15 protein-coding genes are annotated in these 17,122 nt (G+C 60.7%); 6 read left to right on the top strand and 9 right to left on the bottom strand.

Annotated elements, in window-relative coordinates; genetic code table 11:
* Positions 1-16 precede the first annotated feature (16 nt).
* The 3 genes from ACNQR1_RS34845 to ACNQR1_RS34835 all read right to left on the bottom strand — a co-directional run bounded on the left by ACNQR1_RS34845 (position 17) and on the right by ACNQR1_RS34835 (position 2,286).
* A complete protein-coding gene (locus ACNQR1_RS34845; protein ID WP_418050044.1) occupies positions 17-220 on the bottom strand; it encodes a ferredoxin in 204 nt (67 codons plus the stop codon).
* Entirely contained in the window at positions 217-1,281 is a 1,065-nt protein-coding gene (locus tag ACNQR1_RS34840) for a cytochrome P450 (RefSeq protein WP_418050043.1), read from the bottom strand. Before ACNQR1_RS34840 ends, ACNQR1_RS34845 begins: the two co-directional genes overlap by 4 nt.
* Positions 1,282-1,458: 177 nt before the next feature.
* Positions 1,459-2,286 (bottom strand): mycofactocin-coupled SDR family oxidoreductase, encoded by an 828-nt coding sequence (locus tag ACNQR1_RS34835; protein ID WP_418050042.1) that lies wholly within the window; start codon positions 2,284-2,286, stop codon positions 1,459-1,461.
* A 187-nt stretch (positions 2,287-2,473) separates the two neighbouring features.
* Between ACNQR1_RS34835 and ACNQR1_RS34830 the strand changes: the two genes are divergently transcribed.
* Complete coding sequence (locus ACNQR1_RS34830) at positions 2,474-3,457, top strand: alpha/beta hydrolase (protein WP_418050041.1); 984 nt, start codon at positions 2,474-2,476, stop codon at positions 3,455-3,457.
* Between the two features lie 18 nt (positions 3,458-3,475).
* On the opposite strand, the gene ACNQR1_RS34825 is transcribed toward ACNQR1_RS34830, so the two are convergent.
* From ACNQR1_RS34825 to ACNQR1_RS34815, 3 genes are all read right to left on the bottom strand, one after another.
* On the bottom strand, positions 3,476-4,447 hold the full coding sequence (locus ACNQR1_RS34825; RefSeq protein WP_418050040.1) for a PDR/VanB family oxidoreductase: 972 nt from the start codon (positions 4,445-4,447) through the stop codon (positions 3,476-3,478).
* 87 nt (positions 4,448-4,534) lie between these two features.
* On the bottom strand, positions 4,535-5,299 hold the full coding sequence (locus ACNQR1_RS34820) for an SDR family NAD(P)-dependent oxidoreductase (RefSeq protein WP_418050039.1): 765 nt from the start codon (positions 5,297-5,299) through the stop codon (positions 4,535-4,537).
* The gene (locus tag ACNQR1_RS34815; protein WP_418050038.1) at positions 5,296-7,137 is read right to left on the bottom strand and encodes a flavin-containing monooxygenase; all 1,842 of its coding nucleotides are present in this window, start codon (positions 7,135-7,137) and stop codon (positions 5,296-5,298) included. The genes ACNQR1_RS34820 and ACNQR1_RS34815 overlap by 4 nt, the downstream gene beginning before the upstream one ends.
* A gap of 570 nt (positions 7,138-7,707) precedes the next feature.
* Here ACNQR1_RS34815 and ACNQR1_RS34810 point away from each other — a divergent pair.
* From ACNQR1_RS34810 to ACNQR1_RS34795, 4 genes are read left to right on the top strand one after another with little or no spacing between them, the layout of a single operon-like run.
* Positions 7,708-8,937 carry a cytochrome P450 gene (locus ACNQR1_RS34810; RefSeq protein WP_418050037.1) on the top strand — a complete coding sequence of 410 codons (1,230 nt, stop codon included), beginning with the start codon at positions 7,708-7,710 and terminating at the stop codon, positions 8,935-8,937.
* Positions 8,938-8,980: 43 nt separating this feature from the next.
* Positions 8,981-9,865, top strand: a complete 885-nt coding sequence (locus tag ACNQR1_RS34805; protein WP_418050036.1) for an alpha/beta hydrolase-fold protein — start codon at positions 8,981-8,983, stop codon at positions 9,863-9,865.
* 59 nt (positions 9,866-9,924) lie between these two features.
* On the top strand, positions 9,925-10,110 hold the full coding sequence (locus ACNQR1_RS34800) for a fibronectin-binding protein (protein ID WP_418050035.1): 186 nt from the start codon (positions 9,925-9,927) through the stop codon (positions 10,108-10,110).
* 35 nt (positions 10,111-10,145) lie between these two features.
* The gene (locus ACNQR1_RS34795) at positions 10,146-11,243 is read left to right on the top strand and encodes an ABC transporter ATP-binding protein (protein ID WP_418050034.1); all 1,098 of its coding nucleotides are present in this window, start codon (positions 10,146-10,148) and stop codon (positions 11,241-11,243) included.
* A 552-nt stretch (positions 11,244-11,795) separates the two neighbouring features.
* Here ACNQR1_RS34795 and ACNQR1_RS34790 read toward each other — a convergent pair.
* From ACNQR1_RS34790 to ACNQR1_RS34780, 3 genes are all read right to left on the bottom strand, one after another.
* Positions 11,796-12,899 carry an epoxide hydrolase family protein gene (locus ACNQR1_RS34790; RefSeq protein ID WP_418050033.1) on the bottom strand — a complete coding sequence of 368 codons (1,104 nt, stop codon included), beginning with the start codon at positions 12,897-12,899 and terminating at the stop codon, positions 11,796-11,798.
* Between the two features lie 89 nt (positions 12,900-12,988).
* The gene (locus ACNQR1_RS34785) at positions 12,989-13,471 is read right to left on the bottom strand and encodes a nuclear transport factor 2 family protein (RefSeq protein ID WP_418050032.1); all 483 of its coding nucleotides are present in this window, start codon (positions 13,469-13,471) and stop codon (positions 12,989-12,991) included.
* A gap of 48 nt (positions 13,472-13,519) precedes the next feature.
* Positions 13,520-15,136, bottom strand: coding sequence for a flavin-containing monooxygenase (locus tag ACNQR1_RS34780; protein WP_418050031.1), 1,617 nt, complete (start codon positions 15,134-15,136; stop codon positions 13,520-13,522).
* Between the two features lie 199 nt (positions 15,137-15,335).
* On the opposite strand from ACNQR1_RS34780, the gene ACNQR1_RS34775 reads away from it, so the two are divergent.
* Complete coding sequence (locus tag ACNQR1_RS34775; RefSeq protein ID WP_418050030.1) at positions 15,336-16,973, top strand: GMC family oxidoreductase; 1,638 nt, start codon at positions 15,336-15,338, stop codon at positions 16,971-16,973.
* The last annotated feature ends 149 nt before the right edge of the window (positions 16,974-17,122 follow it).

Here is a 17,122-nt window from a genome sequence, read left to right as displayed (position 1 = left end):
ACCGCGCACGTGGTCCTCAGGCACTGCCACTGTCGATGAGAAACACAGCTGCTCGGGGACATCCGTCGACGGCCATGCGTGTGGGGTCTTCCTGAGAGGCTTCCAACGTCTCGACGACGGTGATGGCAAGGCCCTGTTCGTCGAGATCAAACACACCGGGGGCGAGTGCCACACAAACCGCGTTGCTTTCACATAGCGTGCGGTGGATGCCCGGCTTCATCGCGCGGCCGAACGAGCCGGAACCGCGTCGTGCACGAAGCCGATGCCCATCGCTTCTGAGACAACGGTATTGTCGAGATCAACTACGTAGTCGGGTATCAGCTCCAGTACCGTCTCGACTTCTATGCGCAGGATAGCTTTCGCCAGGTGCTGGCCCAGGCAGCGATGGACACCCCATCCGAAAGAGATCGCGCGGCGATTGTCCCGCGTGAAGTCGACTTCGAATGGATTCTCAAACTTTCGCGGATCTTTGTTGGCCGCAGCGATGTTCAGCAAAACCATGTCTCCTGCGCTGAGGGTCTCGCCACCCAGCTCGACATCCGATGTCACATAGCGACCCTCTGCAGTGGCCGGCGAGTAGACACGAATGATCTCCTCGATCGCGGCCGGGATACGGCTGAAATCCTCACGCAGCCAATCGCGCTGATCCGGATGTGTGGAAAGGTGCACCATCATGGCGGCGAATGCCGCGCTGGTGGTGTGGAACCCGGCCAGCACGAGGAGCATCCCGATTCCTACCATCTGGGCATCCGTGAGCTCGGTACCGTTGCCGAGGGGATCATTGGCCAGCACTGACATCAAGTCGTCTTCAGGATGCTCGCGTCGTGCACGCATGAGCGTCAGGATCTCGTTGTCGATCCACGCCTTGTCTCGCTCGATCTGCGTGACTATCTCCGGCTTTGTCGCAGCCTGATTCGACATCGCCAGTTCCATCCGCGCCAGGAACTCCGCCCGGCGTTCCGCACCGAATCCCACGATCCCGAGGATCACCGAACCTGGCACGACGTTGGCCACGTCGGACACGAAATCCCACTGCCCGGTCTCAGCGAGAGGTGCGACGACACTGCGGATGAAGGCGCGGATGGAATCTTGGCGTTCCGCGATCGCCTCGGCGGTGAACCACGGGTTCAACACCTTGCGATACTGGGCATGTTCGGGAGGATCCATCGACACCGGGATGTGATCGCCCCCGAGATTCAGAACTGGAATTGCCGCACCGCGTTGCGAACTGAACGTCCGGTAGTCGCGGAACGCAGCGGTGACGTCGTCGAACCGGTTCACAACCCAGAAGCCGTCGTGCTTCGTGGACCAGGCCACCGGTTCGTCTTCGAGCAACCTGCGGATCGTCGTGAACGGTTCGCGTGCGAATGACCGGTCGTGATGGCTGAAGTCGGTGATGCGGGTTCTTGGGTTCGGAGGCATGGGATCGCTTGTCGCCCGTATAGGTCGGGATCGTCGCTAAAGGGTGCCGCCGGCATCGATGCTGTGGGTGTTTCCCGTGACGAACCGGCCGTCATCGGACACCAGATAGAGGATCGCGTTTGAGACATCGACTGCGTCGATCATGGGTGTGTCCAGTGCGTTGAGCTTCGACGCCACTTCCTCGAAGTCTGCGCGTGTCGGGTGGTCCAATTCGGGTCGGAAGAGCCGAAACGTTGCATCGTTCAAGATCATGTCTGTGGATACCGTCGTGGGATGCACAGTGTTCACCCGGATTTGGTGCGGTGCAAGCTCCTTGGCGAGTACTCGGCTCAATCCGATCAGGCCTGTTTTCGCAGCGGTGTAGTGGGCGGAGTTCTCGTGTGGCGCGAACGTCGCCATCGAGCTGGTAATGACCACAGAGCCGCCGCGCTTCCCATTGATGATGTGCGGGACGGCGGCTCTGATGGTCTTCCATACGCCGGTCAGGTTGACATCGATCATCGTCTGCCAGGTATCGTCGTCCATCTCGAGGGCCGGACCGTTCGAAAAGATGCCGGCATTGGCCAAAACGATGTCGACACGTCCGAACGCCCGGGCGCCCTCCTCGGCGGCGTGCTGAAGGGCGGCCGAATCGCGAACGTCTGCGTCGAACACGAGGACCTGGCGGTCCAGAGCCTTGACCTGGCGGGCGGTCTCCTCGAGGTCTTCACGCGACGCGGTTGGGTACGGAACGGTCGCAACCTGCGAAGGTACGTCGATAGCAATGATGTCGGCGCCCTCGGCCGCCAGCCGAAGGGCATGACTGCGCCCCTGCCCGCGCGCCGCACCGGTGATGAAGGCGACCTTCCCATCGAGCTTTCCCATAGATGTTCTCCTCACTCCTCAGGTGCGCCTGTGTCCAAATGTCAGGCTCAATCGATTCTAATACTGTTGCATCCTTCCTATGTGCATAACTATCGTAGCTTGTACTGCTGGTGCAATCTTGCCGGAAGCTGTTTCAGCCGTCATGGTGCGCCGCGCGCCTAACGGTCGACAGATCTCAGGAGACTCGATGAGCACATCGTTGAACTGGCGGGATCGGGTGGCAGGGGAGCTCGCCGCGACAGCTGAACAGCTGTGCGGTGTTGACATCAGTGCCCCGGGATTCCGAGAACGGTCACGTGCGGCGGCCGCAGCGAAGGCCGCCGAGACAGACCTGACGGGAATCGACGTGCGGGACAAAGCGGTAAGCCGGTCGGTCGCCCCGGATCTTCCGGTGCGGATTTACACGCCGCGCGGCGGATCCGCTCGGAAGCCCGTGATTTTGCACTTCCACGGCGGCGGCTTCGTCAGCGGGGGTTTGGATACCGGACATCAACGACTTGCCGACCTCAGTCGACAGATTGACGCTGTAGTGGCTTCCGTCGACTACAGACTGGCTCCCGAGCATCGGTACCCCGCGGCATTCGAAGATGGGCGAGATGCTCTGTTGTGGTTGCACGAAAACGCCGACCTATACGATCTCGATCCAGCACGAGTCGTGCTCCATGGGATCAGCGCAGGCGGTGGCATTGCGGCCGCGGTAGCACTGGCAGCGCGCGAACTGCCCATACCGGCACCGAGGCTTCAATACTTGTCGATGGCCGTTCTCGACGACAAGCAGTCGACCTACAGCGCAAGGACATTCGTTGACACTCCGGTGTGGAATCGGGCTAACGCACTCCACGCTTGGTCTGCATATCTCGGCCCCTGTGCCGATGCTGGAGAGCTGTTCGCAGCGCCTGGGCGAGCGGCGATCAAAGACCTGGCCGGTGTCGCGCCGGCACACATCGCCGTACTGGAGCTCGACCCCACTCGTGATGAAGGCATCGAATACGCGCAGCGCCTCCTGGCAGCAGGTAACTCGGTGGGACTTGCTCTGTGGGCCGGGACCTTTCACGCGTTCATGTCGATGGCGGCCGACACCGAGGTAGCCCGGCGCCATGACGCAGAGGAGGCCCGCATCCTGTCGGCAGCCTTGTTGGAGGAGAAGGAGCGGGTCACCGGAAACCGGTGACCCAACCTTTGAGGTTGCTCACAGATCGAGCACCAGTCGTGGGGTCTGTGAACGAGACACGCAGACCATCATGGTCTCGTTGGTCTCTTGTTCCTCCGGGCTCAGCACCGAATCACGATGATCCGGCACGCCATCAAGAACGACGGCTTCACAAGTGCCGCAGGTGCCGTCACGACATGAGCTGGCCACCGGCATGTCTTCGTCGTCGAGGATGTCGAGGATCGAACGGTTTGCCGGGATGGTCAGCACCCTCCCTGTAGTCGCGAGTTCAACTTCGAACTCGCGATCCTCACCGTTGGTGATCGCCTTGGCGGCGAACCGCTCGATGTGCAGGGATCCTTTCGGCCATGCGGAGCATTTCTCCTCGACCGCGTCGAGAAGCGGTCCGGGGCCACAGCAGTACACGACGGTGTTTTCCCTGGGAGCGCCGAGCAAACCGTCGAGATCGATGAGGCCGGCCTCATCTTGAGGAATCAACGTGATAGCCGCGTCTGCAAATCGGGCGACGAGTTCTTCACGAAATGCCATGGTATTTCGAGACCGGCCACCGTAGTGCAGTTCCCATTCGATGCCAGCTTCAGTGGCCTGGCCCATCATCGGTATCAGGGGTGTGATGCCGATACCGCCACCGATGAACACGACCCGCTGCGCCGGCGCGAAGGTGAAGTGATTCCGGGGCCCACGAATGACGACCTTGTCGCCTTCCCTCATCGATTGATGAATGTAGCTCGATCCCCCTCGGCTCTGCGGCTCCAGGAACACCGCGACCGTGTAACTCAATCGGTCGGCTGGATCACCGCACAGGGAGTACTGGCGAATCAACTCGTTCGGCAGCACCAGATCGATGTGTGCTCCCGGTGCCCATTCAGGAAGTTCACCGCCCCCGGGGTGGGCAAATTCAAGAAGGACGACCTCATCGGTCAAAGTTGCCCGCCGAGTGACTTCGAGGGTGAGTTCGGTATCGGCGGCGCCGTCGCGCAGTCCACTCATGTACAGCTCGATTTCTCCTTGACACTTTTGTGTTAAAGCATAATAGCGAATAGGCGAGAATCTACAACACTGGCTGTCGACCTGCGATCAGATCGACAGCCCGCCGTCTGCCACCAAGACCTGCCCGGTGATGAACGAAGCCTCGTCAGACAGCATGAAAGCTACGATGCCAGCCATCTCTTCCGGCTCTGCGACTCGACCGAGCGGGATCCGCTCACGTAGGCGCAGCTCGCCGTTGCCGTCCAGGCTGCGGTCGATCATTGGCGTGCGGACGTGTCCCGGTGCGACAGCGTTGATACGAAGCCCACTGCGGGCATAATCACGCGCCGCAGACTTTGTCAGACCTAGCACTCCCCATTTGGCGCTTGCGTAGGGGCTGATCCCGGGGATTTGAACGGTCGTCGCGGTGTAGGACGCGACGTTGACGATTGCACCAGATGCGGCCGGGGCCATGGCTCTGATCTGGGCCCGCATACACCGGAACATTGCCGTGAGGTCGAGATCGAGTGTTGTTTGCCATGTTTCATCGGTGACCTCTGCCAGCACTTGCGCCGGGGGACTCACGCCTGCACTGTTCACGGCGCCGTCGAGGCGTCCGAACCGGTCGAGCACGGTGTCGACCGCGTCGTCAGCGAAGGAGGGATCAAGTAGATCGCCGGCTACCGCGATAGCATGGCCGCCGGCTGCTGCGACCGCCGTGGCGACCTCGCTGCAACGCGCGGCATTCCGTCCAACCACACCGATAGTCGCGCCTTCGACTGCGAGTCGAATAGCGCACGCCCGGCCCACACCACTGGTGGCCCCGGTAACGAGGATGACCTTCTGGTCGAACCGGGCGTGGTGACCCCTCACTTCGTTGCGTCGTCGCGCGAATCTGGCTCGGGGGACTTCTTCTGAACACTGATCTGTGGGTCGAGGAGGCCTTCATCGATCGCTTTGATCATGATAGCTACCGGTTTACCGAGGTAGCGGCCGATCCGTAAGCCGTTTGCGACGAACCAGAGCTTCTCGTGTCCGGAATGACGCATCGACGTCCGTACCTCACCGCGCTCATCGATGTTCCATACCGTCGCCAGACTGTCGGTAACAGTGTCGCCCAAGATCGGGCGAACGGACTCTCGAACGTTGGTGTAACCGGTGCAGAGGACGACGATGTCGGCCTTCTCTTCAGACCCGTCGGAGTAGATGACGCTGTCGGAGGTGAACCGGCTGATCTCGCCCTGTTGTATGCGAATCTTCTTGTCGATGATCAGCCGGGAGGCACCCTTGTCGATGTAGTAGGAGCCGCCGGTGGTCGCGATAGGAATCAATCCGGCGTCACCCGGTCCCAAGGTGGTCCGGAAACCGGCATCCTCGAGCTCGCGGATCAGGTCGGCATCAGCTTCGGCGATTTTGCGTGTCACGATCGGGCCCTGCTTCAGCGACAGTGCGGTCGGGTTCACGCTGGCGAGCAGATCGGCGTCTTCGATCGGCATGTGGTCGTGGCTGTAGTACTTGCCGAACTGTATTGGGACTCCGCGGTTCTGGGAAACGATATAGGTGGGACTGCGCTGCACCATCGTCACCGATGCCGCCTCGTTTTCGTAGGCGTCCTGGGCGACGTCGTGTCCGCTGGATCCAGCCCCGACTACCACCACTCGCTTGCCGGCGGCAGACTTCCCGCCCGCGTATGCCGACGAATGTACGACCTGCCCGTGGAAATCAGACATTCCGTCAATCGTCGGGAGCTTCGGCAGACCGTTCAGACCCGTCGCGACCACCAGATGGTTGGGGTGCAGTGTCCGGGCGTCTCCATCGCGGTCGAGGTGAACGGTCCAGCGACCCTCTTCCTCGTCGTAGACGGCATTGTTGACCGTGGTGCTGGTCCATAGGTTCAGCTGCATGTTGGTGACATACTGCTCCAGCCAGTCAGCCAGGTAGTCCTTCGACAAGAAGACCGGCCAGCTGGGAGGGAATGCCATGTACGGGAACTGCACCGCCCACTTCAGGTCGTGCAGTGCCAGTCCGCTGTAGCGCTTTCGCCAGTTGTCACCAGCACGGGCGAACTGATCGATGAGCAGTGTGGGAACGCCCAGACGTTCCAGATAGGCGGCCAAGAACATGCCCGAATGGCCGGCGCCGATGATTAGCACGCTCGGCTCGCTTGTCGTGAACGAGCATCGCTCGGCGGCAATGTCGGGAGTACTCTTCCGCTGACCAGGCTCGGCGGCGAAGTTGAATTCAGGTAGCTCCACATCGTCCATCGTCACGGTGTGGAATGGGAAGTCCTTCAAGCCATCCAGAAGCGTGGAAATCTGAATCGCCTTCCAGCCTTGCTCGTCAGGCGCAAGGCGGACCACTCCGCGTCCGACGGCGCTGTCGGTCGTGAAGGTGTACATCGCCTCGATGTACGAGTCATTCTGAAATTCAACCGGGTAGCGCTCGTCAAGTGCTACATCGCCCATACCGACGTCCTCTAGGGCCGTGGACAATACGGCCGCAATGTCGTCACGACCATGCATACCTGTCAGGTCCCAGGTCAAGGCATACAGATCTCGCCACCACGGGTCCTCGCCGAATAGCGAGACGACACGCTGAACGTCATCGGCTTCGAGCGCGTCGCTGAAATCACTCAGCCAGGTGATCGCGATCGCACGGTAATCGCGTGAATCACCTTGCGGTTTGGTCGCGTTGGGCAGGAGATCCGTCATGTAGGTAATGCCCTTCTCGTTCGGCGGTCTGCAGCGGGACGGCAGTGGTGGTTACGCTCGACACACGTGCAACCTCGGTCGCTAATGTGACCGCTGGCTCTCAGGTATCGGCCGGTGGTCCGATGGCATCACGCCGACACCGTTGTTATGTTATAACACGTTTAGAGATCTGGGTCGAGGCGCGGTGAATTGGCTCGTCACAGTCGATTTTCATGCGGGCAACGTACAGGGCAGACCTGCTACCGCCTATTCCAATATTGACGCAACGGTTGCAGACGTCATGCTCTCGCGTTTCAACTGGTATTGACCTGCTGCAACGCAAAGGAATCTGCCGCGAGTCGCGCAGCGGTCGAAAGGGTGTTGGTAGCACACCTATTCGCGAAGTGCAGGGGAGGACTGCAGCTGCAGTGCCCTGGTTCGGTGCTACATGGGCGGCGGCGCGCAGGAACTTTTAGTTCAAGGGTGATCTGCACCACCTAATTATGCTATAACCTTGTTTTGGGGGGAGAGAAGCGGGGCCGCTGCGCCCGTCGGCCGTCAGCCCGCCTACAACATCAAGGACGGATTCCTGTGCACATTGACTTGCAGAACCCCGAACTGTTTCGAGCTGGTCCGCCCTATGAGGTCTACCGGTACCTCCGTGAAACAGACCCCGTGCACTGGCAGGAAGAGGCAAACGGTCCGGGCTATTGGGCGTTGATGCGCTATGAGGACATCAAGCGCGTCGAACTCGATGCCGAGACGTTCTCGAACGAGCCGACCGTTCTCATTTCCGACGAGGGGACTGCTCTCGGCGACGACACTCGCAAACACCTCATCTTCTCCGATGCGCCGCACCACACCGAACACCGCCAGCTCCTCGGCAAGGAGATCGGCCTTGGACGGATACGGAGGGCACGTGAAGGTATGGAGCGGTTGGTCGATTCGATCATCGACCTTGTGATCGAGGAGGGTGAGGCTGACCTTGTCGCGGACTTGTCCTGCAAGATGGCGAGTTTTGCCATTGCTGACCTGATGGGTCTGGATCGTGCCGAGTCCCTAGAGATGTTTCACGCTGCGGAGATCCTCACGCGCAATATCCCGCTCACCGAGGGGATCGGGCTGGAAGCTGCGACGACTATTCATGAGCACGCGACCCAGGCGTGGACGGAGAGGTCGGCGAATCCCCGCGATGACACGCTGAGCCGCATCGCGCAGAGTGCCATCATGGGCGTTCCGGTCGATGAATTCCAGTTCCAACTGGACTACCAACTCTTGGTGAGTGCCGGCAGCGACACCTCGCGAAATGTGTTGTCGACAGGCATGATCACGTTGTTCGACCATCCAGAGGCCCGACGGGAGCTCCTCGATGATCCAGCACTGATGCCGAAGGCGCTCGAAGAAATTCTTCGGTACAACCCACCGATCATGGCAATGCGCCGGACTGCTACCCGAGACACCGAGATTGGTGGGAAGAAGGTCAGCAGAGGTCAGAAAGTAGTGATGTACTACGGTGCGGCCAATCGCGATCCCGAGGTTTTCGACAAGCCCGATACCTTCGATATCAAGCGCAAGGTCAACCCGCATCTGACGTTCGGCGGGGGGCGTCACCATTGTCTGGGGGCTCATCTGGCGCGTCTGGAACTCACGACGATGTTCTCGGCAATGCTGCAAAGAATGCCAGACATGGAGGCGGCGGGGCCGGTGGACTGGCCCGAGCTGGGGGAGCCGCCGATGGTCAGCGGACCGGCCGGACTCCGCGTCAAATTCACGCCAGGACATCCCGTCGTCAGATCGAGTGTCGAGCCGATCTTCGCCTGACCAGAGTCGACAATCCATACCACCGGAAGTGCAGGCCCTTTAGATGAAGATCGCCATTGTGCTGCTTCGCTCAGCGTTCGCCGTCGTACTGGGCCTGAGTCTGTGGAACGCCGCAGTCGCAAGGGCTGCCGGCGTGGAGTATCTGATGGTGCCCTCGGCAGCGATGGGTCGCGATATACCCGTGGCCTTCCAAGGGGGCGGCCCGCACGCAGTCATCCTGCTTGACGCCTTCAATGCCGCACCCGACGTCAGCAACTGGGTGACGGCCGGCGACGCGATGAATACCCTTGCAGGAAAGGGAATTTCGGTTGCCGCCCCCGCCGGAGGTGCTTTCAGTCTCTACACCAATTGGGAACAAGACGGCGGCAAGCAATGGGAGACATTCCTGTCTCAGGAACTGCCAGACTGGCTCGCGGTGAACAAAGGGCTAGCACGTGGCGGGCACGCCGCGGTGGGCGCGGCCCAAGGAGGAACGGCCGCGCTGGCATTGGCGGAGTTCTATCCCGACCGGTTCCGCTACGCCGGCTCGATGTCAGGGTTCCTCACACCATCACGGACGGAACTCAACGGTGCGATCACTGCGGGTATGGCGCAGTTCGGTGGGGTGAACACCCAGGACATGTGGGGTCCGGCACAGTTCGGTCGCTGGAAATGGCACGATCCAGATGTACATATGCAATTGCTGATAGACAACAAGACGCGACTCTGGATCTTTAGCCCATCGACGCTCACCTGTAGCGATCCCGCAGCGATGATCGGATATTGCGATCAGGCGCAGGGGAGCAACAAGATCTTCTACTCGCATTATCGCAGCAGCTTCGGGGACAACGCGACGATATCCTTTCCGGCTGGCGGCCAGCATGATTGGTCGAGTTGGGGCCCGCAGCTTGCAGCCATGTCGGGCGACATCGCCGCGAGTCTGAAATGACGGGAAGCGTTCGCCGGAGGACAAAGTTGCGGGTGATCGCCGCGGGGATGGTTACTTTCATGCTTGCAGTAGCCTTCCCCACAGGAGTGGGAAAGGCTGAGAACCCGTGTCAGCTGGCGGCGACGTTCGTGTGCCAGTTCGTTCCGATCCTCCCCGATTTGGACGGCGACGTCGATCTCACCAAACAGGCGCCCCAATCCACATTGGACGTGCTGCCCGAGCCATCGCCGACCACGGCACCGTGACCACACCAGTACAAACCGAAGGCTGAGGGAATCGAATGGGCGTTCAGATCGATGTGACGGGGCTGACGAAATCGTTTGGGTCGTCAAAGATTTGGGAAGACGTCACATTGACGGTTCCCGAGGGCGAGGTCAGCGTGTTGCTGGGCCCGTCGGGTACCGGTAAATCGGTGTTCCTGAAGTCCCTGATCGGCCTGTTGCGTCCCGAGCGCGGCTCGATCGTTATCGATGGCACCAACATCTTGGAGTGCTCGGCCAAGGAGCTCTACGAGATCCGCACCCTGTTCGGTGTGTTGTTCCAGGACGGCGCGCTGTTCGGCTCGATGAACATCTATGACAACACCGCCTTCCCGTTGCGTGAGCACACGAAGAAGAGTGAGAGCGAAATCCGCAATATCGTCATGGAGAAGCTCGACCTGGTCGGTATGCCCAATGACGGTCATAAGTTCCCCGGTGAGATCTCCGGTGGTATGCGCAAGCGCGCCGGCCTGGCCCGGGCCCTGGTGCTCGACCCCAAGATCATTCTGTGCGACGAGCCGGACTCGGGTCTGGACCCTGTGCGTACCGCTTACCTGTCGCAGTTGCTGATCGACATCAACGCCCAGATCGATGCCACGGTGCTGATCGTGACGCACAACATCAACATCGCCCGGACCGTGCCTGACAACATCGGCATGCTGTTCCGCAAGCAGTTGGTCATGTTCGGGCCGCGTGAGGTGTTGCTGACCAGTGAGGAGCCGGTGGTCAAGCAGTTCCTCAATGGTCGTCGTATCGGGCCGATCGGTATGTCGGAGGAGAAGGACGAGGCGACTGCGGCCGCTGAGCGGGCCATGATCGAGGCCGGTCAGCATGACGGTGGTGTCGAGGAGATCGAGGGTGTGCCGCCGCAGCTGATGGCCACTCCGGGTATGCCCGAGCGCAAGGCGGTGGGCCGGCGCCAGGCCCGGGTGCGCGAGATCCTGCACACTCTGCCGCCGGCTGCGCAGGCCGCGATCCTCGACGACCTGGAGGGCACGCACAAGTTGCCGGTGCACCAGTTCGGTGACGAGCCGACCGCGCGCCACCGCCTACCAGCCGACCAGGAGGCCCCGACTGCCGAAATACATGCCCTCGATCCCGGTGTGCACGTTCAATAGTGATGCAGCGGTGAAGGTTACCTCGATCGATAAATCGGCAGGATGGAAAGCGATGACCCTAGTTGCGAGGAGGCGCGCCGCGCGAGCGTTGGGGCGCGGCGATGCTGTTCGAGCAGAGGTATCCGATCGTCAACGTGTCCGGCGTGTGGAGTCCATCGGCCCGATCGCGGTTCGTGGAGGTGGTGGTGCGCGGCAGAACGTTGCCGCTACTCCTAGTGGGAACCCCAGGGTGCTGATGACTCGTGCTGACCAGGTGTCACTCGCGTGGGCGTTGTTCGATGCAACGAGCAAGGTCATCGATGCCGACACGCGGGTGTGGGTGTGTACGAATATCGGTGCAGGCGATGAGGACAGCGCAATTTGCGACTTGCTCAACGGTGTTGCTCGCAGCGGTCAAACGATCCCCGGGGACCTTCTGCCGGCCGTGCGGCGTTGGATGTTGTGCTTTCCAGACAAATTGACAGAGCCACACCTGCGGCGGTATTTGCGCTGAATTCTGGAAGAAAGCGTCGAATCTCCTTCTGGCGTAAGCGGCGCCGCCGGGTGCATCGGCTAGCGGAAGTCGGCGAAGAATTGACTTACGTCCTCAACGAACAGTTCAGGTTGTTCGAATGCGGGGAAATGCCCTCCCCGTGGCATCGTGGTCCATCGGGTGATGTTGTAGTTGGGCTCACACCAGGTACGTACGTTGCGTAGGGTCTCTTTCGGGAACGATGCCACTCCAGTGGGCAGGGTCACCGCGCTCCCTTCGGCGAATGTGGCGAGGCTCTCCCAGTAGAGTCGCGCAGATGATGCGCCGGTGCCGGTTGCCCAATAAAGCATGACATTGTCGAGCAACTCGTCTTTGGTGAGGATGTTTTCTGGATGGCCGTCGCAGTCCATCCATGAGTAGAACTTCTCCACAATCCAAGCTAGCTGCGCTACTGGTGAATCGACCAGTCCGTAGCCCAGTGTCTGCGGCCGTGTCGCCTGCTGCTTGGAATAGCCTGATCCCCAACGATAATGGTCGTCGAGACTTTCGAGGGCTGCCCGCTCGTCATCGGTTGGTGCCTGCAGATCTTCTGGCGGCCGGCCCAGCGGCATATTGGTGTGAATTGCCACGCAGTGTTCGATATTGCGGCCGATTTGGGTGGTGACCGCGGCCCCCCAGTCACCGCCTTGCGCGCCGTAGCGGTCGTAGCCAAGCCGCACCATCAATTGGTCCCACGCCCTTGCGATTCGCCTTATGCCCCATCCGGTAGTCGCGGGTTTGCCGGAGAAGCCGAAACCGGGCAGCGACGGGCAGACGACATCGAATCCCGCGCGGGTCAGTGGTCCGATCACCTTGTGAAACTCGACGATCGAGCCCGGCCATCCGTGAGTGATGATCAGCGGGAAGGCATCCTCGCGGGCCGATCGCTGGTGGATGAAGTGGATATCAAGACCGTCGATCGCGGTGGTGTAGTGATCGAACTGGTTGAGAGATGCTTCCCTTGCCCGCCAGTCATACTGGTTGGCCCAGTAGTCGGCAAGTTCCCGGGTGTAGGACAGCGGGATACCCTGACTCCAATCGGCGACGCACTCCGCTTCGGGCCATCTGGTGCGCTGTAACCGGAGATTCAGATCAGCGAGGTCGGCGTCCGAGATACAAATACGGAACGGGCGGATCTCAGGCACGAAACAGTCTCGCATTCAGGTGGGAAGGCTAGGGGTGTTCGCTGGTCTGAAAGCGCGCATTGCGTGGAACGCGGGCGCCAGCTCGTCGCTTAGCTCGATTGCTCACCGCGGAATGTGCGTTGTACACCGAGTTCGTCGACCACGGTCTCCGTTCTCTTCCACTTGAGATACACCTTTCGCTCGGTGATGCGCCAGCCGTGCGGCGTTCGGATTAACGCGTCGCGGTAGCTCCCGCCGCCCGACGTCCGGATGATGCGGCCTTCGCCGGCTTCTGCGCTTTGACGGCCGGTCTCGAGGCCGTAGTCGGAGAACGCCGTGGCAGAGTCGTCCGAAAGATCGATCACCGTGTTGTACAACGGATGCTGGGCGAACAACCAGTTGGCGTCGGTTGCTGAGAGCCGCTCACTCATCTGCCCTGGCCGCTCGCGCTTTCCGCCCATCGGAGTGAAGTCGATGATGGCGTCCTCGGTGAACACATCTGCCCACAAGTCGAAGCGCCGCTCGTCAAGACCCATCGCATACTTGCGCAACGTCGATTCGATAGCTAGTCGGTCCTCGAATTCGCTTGGCATATCAGTTGCCTACTGTGGTGTCGACGGCGGTGCGTTGGGTGGCTTCATTTACTTGCTGGTGAATGTGAAGCCCCGGTAATCGTTTTGTTCGACCTCGGAGATCTTCTCCCTGTACAGAGGTAGACCTCCGGCGTAGAGGCGGTAAGCGCGGGCACTACCGGGAACGTTGGAGCCAAACGCCCAACTTTCCGCTTTCTCTAGGAGTGACCCAACCAATCCGCTATGCACGTGGTCGATCCATTCGTCCTCAGCGCTGACTGTTGTGTCAACCGACGCTGCGCCCTGTTCTTGCATCCAGTTGATCAACCGCATGACCCAGTCAACCTGCGGTTCGGTGGCACGCGGAATGTTGCCAGTGGTGCTTTGCGCCCCGCCGACCATGAAGAGGTTGGGGAAGCCGGCCGACTGAATGCCGAGATGGGTTCTGGGCCCGTTGGCCCAATGTTCTTTCAGCGATCGGGTGGTGCCGACGATGTCGATGAGATTGTATGAGCCTACGACTGAATCGAACCCCGTGGCGAACACAATCATGTCAAACGTGTAGTCACCAGATGCCGTGCGCAGCCCCGTCTCGGTGAATCTCTCGATTGGCTCCTCTTCGGTGGAGATCAGGCTGACGTTGTGACGGTTGAAGGCTTCGTAGTAGCCGTTCTCCAACGGAGGGCGCTTCTGTCCGTAGTGGTGGTCGGTAGGGATGAGTTTTGCGGCGACGGAGGGATCGTTGACGCGGGTACGGATCCTGTCTGCGAGATAGTCCGTCACGACAGCGTTGGCCTCAGCGTTGATCGCGACGTCTCGGAAGTTGGCAAGGACCATCGAAAGCCCTGGCGCGCCATAAAGCCGGTCCAGATGTGCGCGCTGTTCTTCGGGGGTGAGGTCGAGAAGCGCCCCGGGTTCTGTGCGATACATCCCGCCGGCAGCACTCTCTTGGGTGGCCCGATAGATCTCGGACATGCTCAGCCGGAGTTCAGCGGCCCGCTTCGCATCGATGGGTTTGTTGTTGATCGGCGTGCACCAGTTGGGTGTGCGCTGAAAGACCGTTAGCTGTGCCGCGGTCTCAGCTACGAAGGGCACGATCTGGACGCCGCTGCTTCCCGTCCCGATGACGGCGACTCGCTTGCCGGTGAAGTCGATATCACGATCCGGCCAAACACCTGTGTGGTAGGCCTCGCCCTGATAGGTGCCGATCCCGGGAGCGCTGGGAAACTGAGGCGCAGACAAGATGCCCAGTGCTGTGATGAGAAATTGTGCGCGGTATCGGACACCTTGTTCGGTCTCGACTTCCCACACCGAGTTCGCTGCGTTCCACACTGCAGACCGGACGCGTGCGTCGAAGTCGATGAACTCGCGCAGTGCGAACTTGTCAACGACAAAGTTGAGGTAGCGCTCGGTCTCGGGCTGGGACGCGAACTCCTCGCTCCACGTCCATTCGTCGAGCAGCTCCTCGGAGAAGAAGTAGCCGTACGTGTAACTCTCCGAGTCGAATCGGGCACCGGGATATCGATTCCAGTACCAGGTCCCACCGACTCCGGATCCGGCCTCAAGAAGGCGGGCATTGTGTCCTTGTTCGCGCAGGCGGTACAGCTGGTATATCCCGGTGACGCCAGCACCCACCACGATGGTGTCCGCTTCGATTACCTCGGTGGGGGCTACCGCACTGCTCACAGCTACTCGCTCTCGTAATCGTCCGCGGCTATTAGCGTGGTTACGCTGCCACTCTATGGTGTTAAGTGTCACGGTAACATGATTAAATCGAGCTTGGGCGAGTGGCGTCGACACCCTGAGTGATAGCTGTCCTGGTAGTTGGCGTACTGGCGGCTTGGATCGCGTCAGATCCTCGGCTCGCCTTTGATAGCGTCAAGTTGTGAAGCTCCTCTCGAACCATCATTACGACTTCATCATCGTTGGTGCCGGTGCAGCAGGCTGCATCCTTGCGAACAAACTCAGTTCGGATCGGTCCTTGCAGGTGCTGCTCATCGAGGTCGGCGGTAGAGATGGCCACCCCATCCACCTCGTTCCTAAGGGCTTCTACTTCACCCTTGCCGATGCGCGGTATGCGAAGTCGTTTTCGACAGACCCCGAATGCGCCAGTGGAAGCGAGACGTATAAGCGGGGCCGGGTGATAGGCGGATCCACAACGATCAACGGCATGGTCTGGAACCGGGGCGCGGCGGACTTTTACACCGCGTGGGAGTCCGCGGGGAATCCTGGCTGGGGTTGGAACGAGTTCCTGGGCGCATTCCGCGCTATGGAAAATCATGAACTGGGGCCAAGTTCTATGCGTGGAGGCTCGGGAGCAGTCGATATCTCCATCGCTGGTCCGCGCGAGGTAGCGTGCGACGCATTCTTGGCGTCCATGGCTGCAAACGGGATCCGGACTGTCGCGGATATGAACAGCATGGGTGAAGAACGAGGTTCGTACGTCGCGTCGAACATTCGGCGCGGATTTCGAGTCAGTGCGGCGCGTGCCTACCTCGCACCGATCAGAAGCAGGCCGAACCTCACGATTGCGACGCACACCGAGGCAGAGCGCATAGTGTTCGATGGAACCCGCGCGGTCGGCGTGACCTGTCGGGGCCGAGGTGAGCATTCGACGTTCTTGGCGCGCGAAGAAGTGATTGTGGCCGGCGGCGCGTTCGACTCCCCTCTGCTGCTGGAGCGTTCGGGGATCGGCGCGAAGGATGTGCTCGCTGCCGCCGGTGTATCGCTTGTCGTGGAGAACCCGGGCGTAGGCGAGAACTTCTCCGAGCACCGAGGTATCCAAATGCAGCACCGGCTCAGAGGTGTGCGGGGATACAACGCAATGGCCTCAAGCGTTGCGCGCTATATGTGGAGTGGGTTCAAATACCTGCTGTCCCGCGACGGTGTGATCGCCCACGGTGGCTACGCAGTGAGTGGCATCTACCGTTCCGATCCGGCTGCACCGCACCCTGACACTCAGACCTTCTTCACGCCCATCTCAACGAGTGCGGCAAATCCGATGTCTGGCAGACTGATTGTCGACGACCAGCCGGGCTCGCGTCTGGTGACCCTACCCATGTATCCGACGAGTCGCGGCTCACTGCACATCACCGGCCCTGGTCTCGACGACCAGCCACGCCTGCGACCGAACTACCTAAGCACTGAGTACGACCGAGCCATGCTGCCGCTGGCATACCGAAAAGCTCGCGCTCTCATCGCCACCGAACCGTTCACGAAGTTTGTCGCGAGTGAGTTGGAGCCAGGTATCGACCTCGATGACGATGACGCAATCGTCGACTACGGAATTACCAAAGGTGTTGCGGGTGCCCACGGGCTAGGGACTTGCAAGATGGGACCTGAGGACACCGACGTGGTGGACAGCTCCCTTCGAGTTCGCGGCACGAAGGGACTCCGCGTGATTGACGCCTCGGTGTTTCCCGGTCAGCCCTCGGGCAACAACAACGCTCCGACAATGGCTCTTGCGTGGCTCGCCGGCGATCGGATTCTGGGGGAGGCTCGTCGCTCGCGGAGTGCGTTCTGAATGACGCCTGCGGTGCGGTGTGTGATCTAAGCCCAGCCCGGCGGACGGTGATGAAGATGCAGGGCTATGGCGATGTCATGCCGTTCAGCGGGAGGCCGATCAGTTAGGCACGCCCGGCCCCTCGGCGCGTGCCTAACTGATCGCAGCCC

It is taken from the genome of Mycobacterium sp. 48b, assembly GCF_048282725.1.
GTDB lineage: Bacteria > Actinomycetota > Actinomycetes > Mycobacteriales > Mycobacteriaceae > Mycobacterium.
Note: the sequence above shows the minus strand (reverse complement) of the source record. Positions and strands in the feature narration are given on the sequence as shown.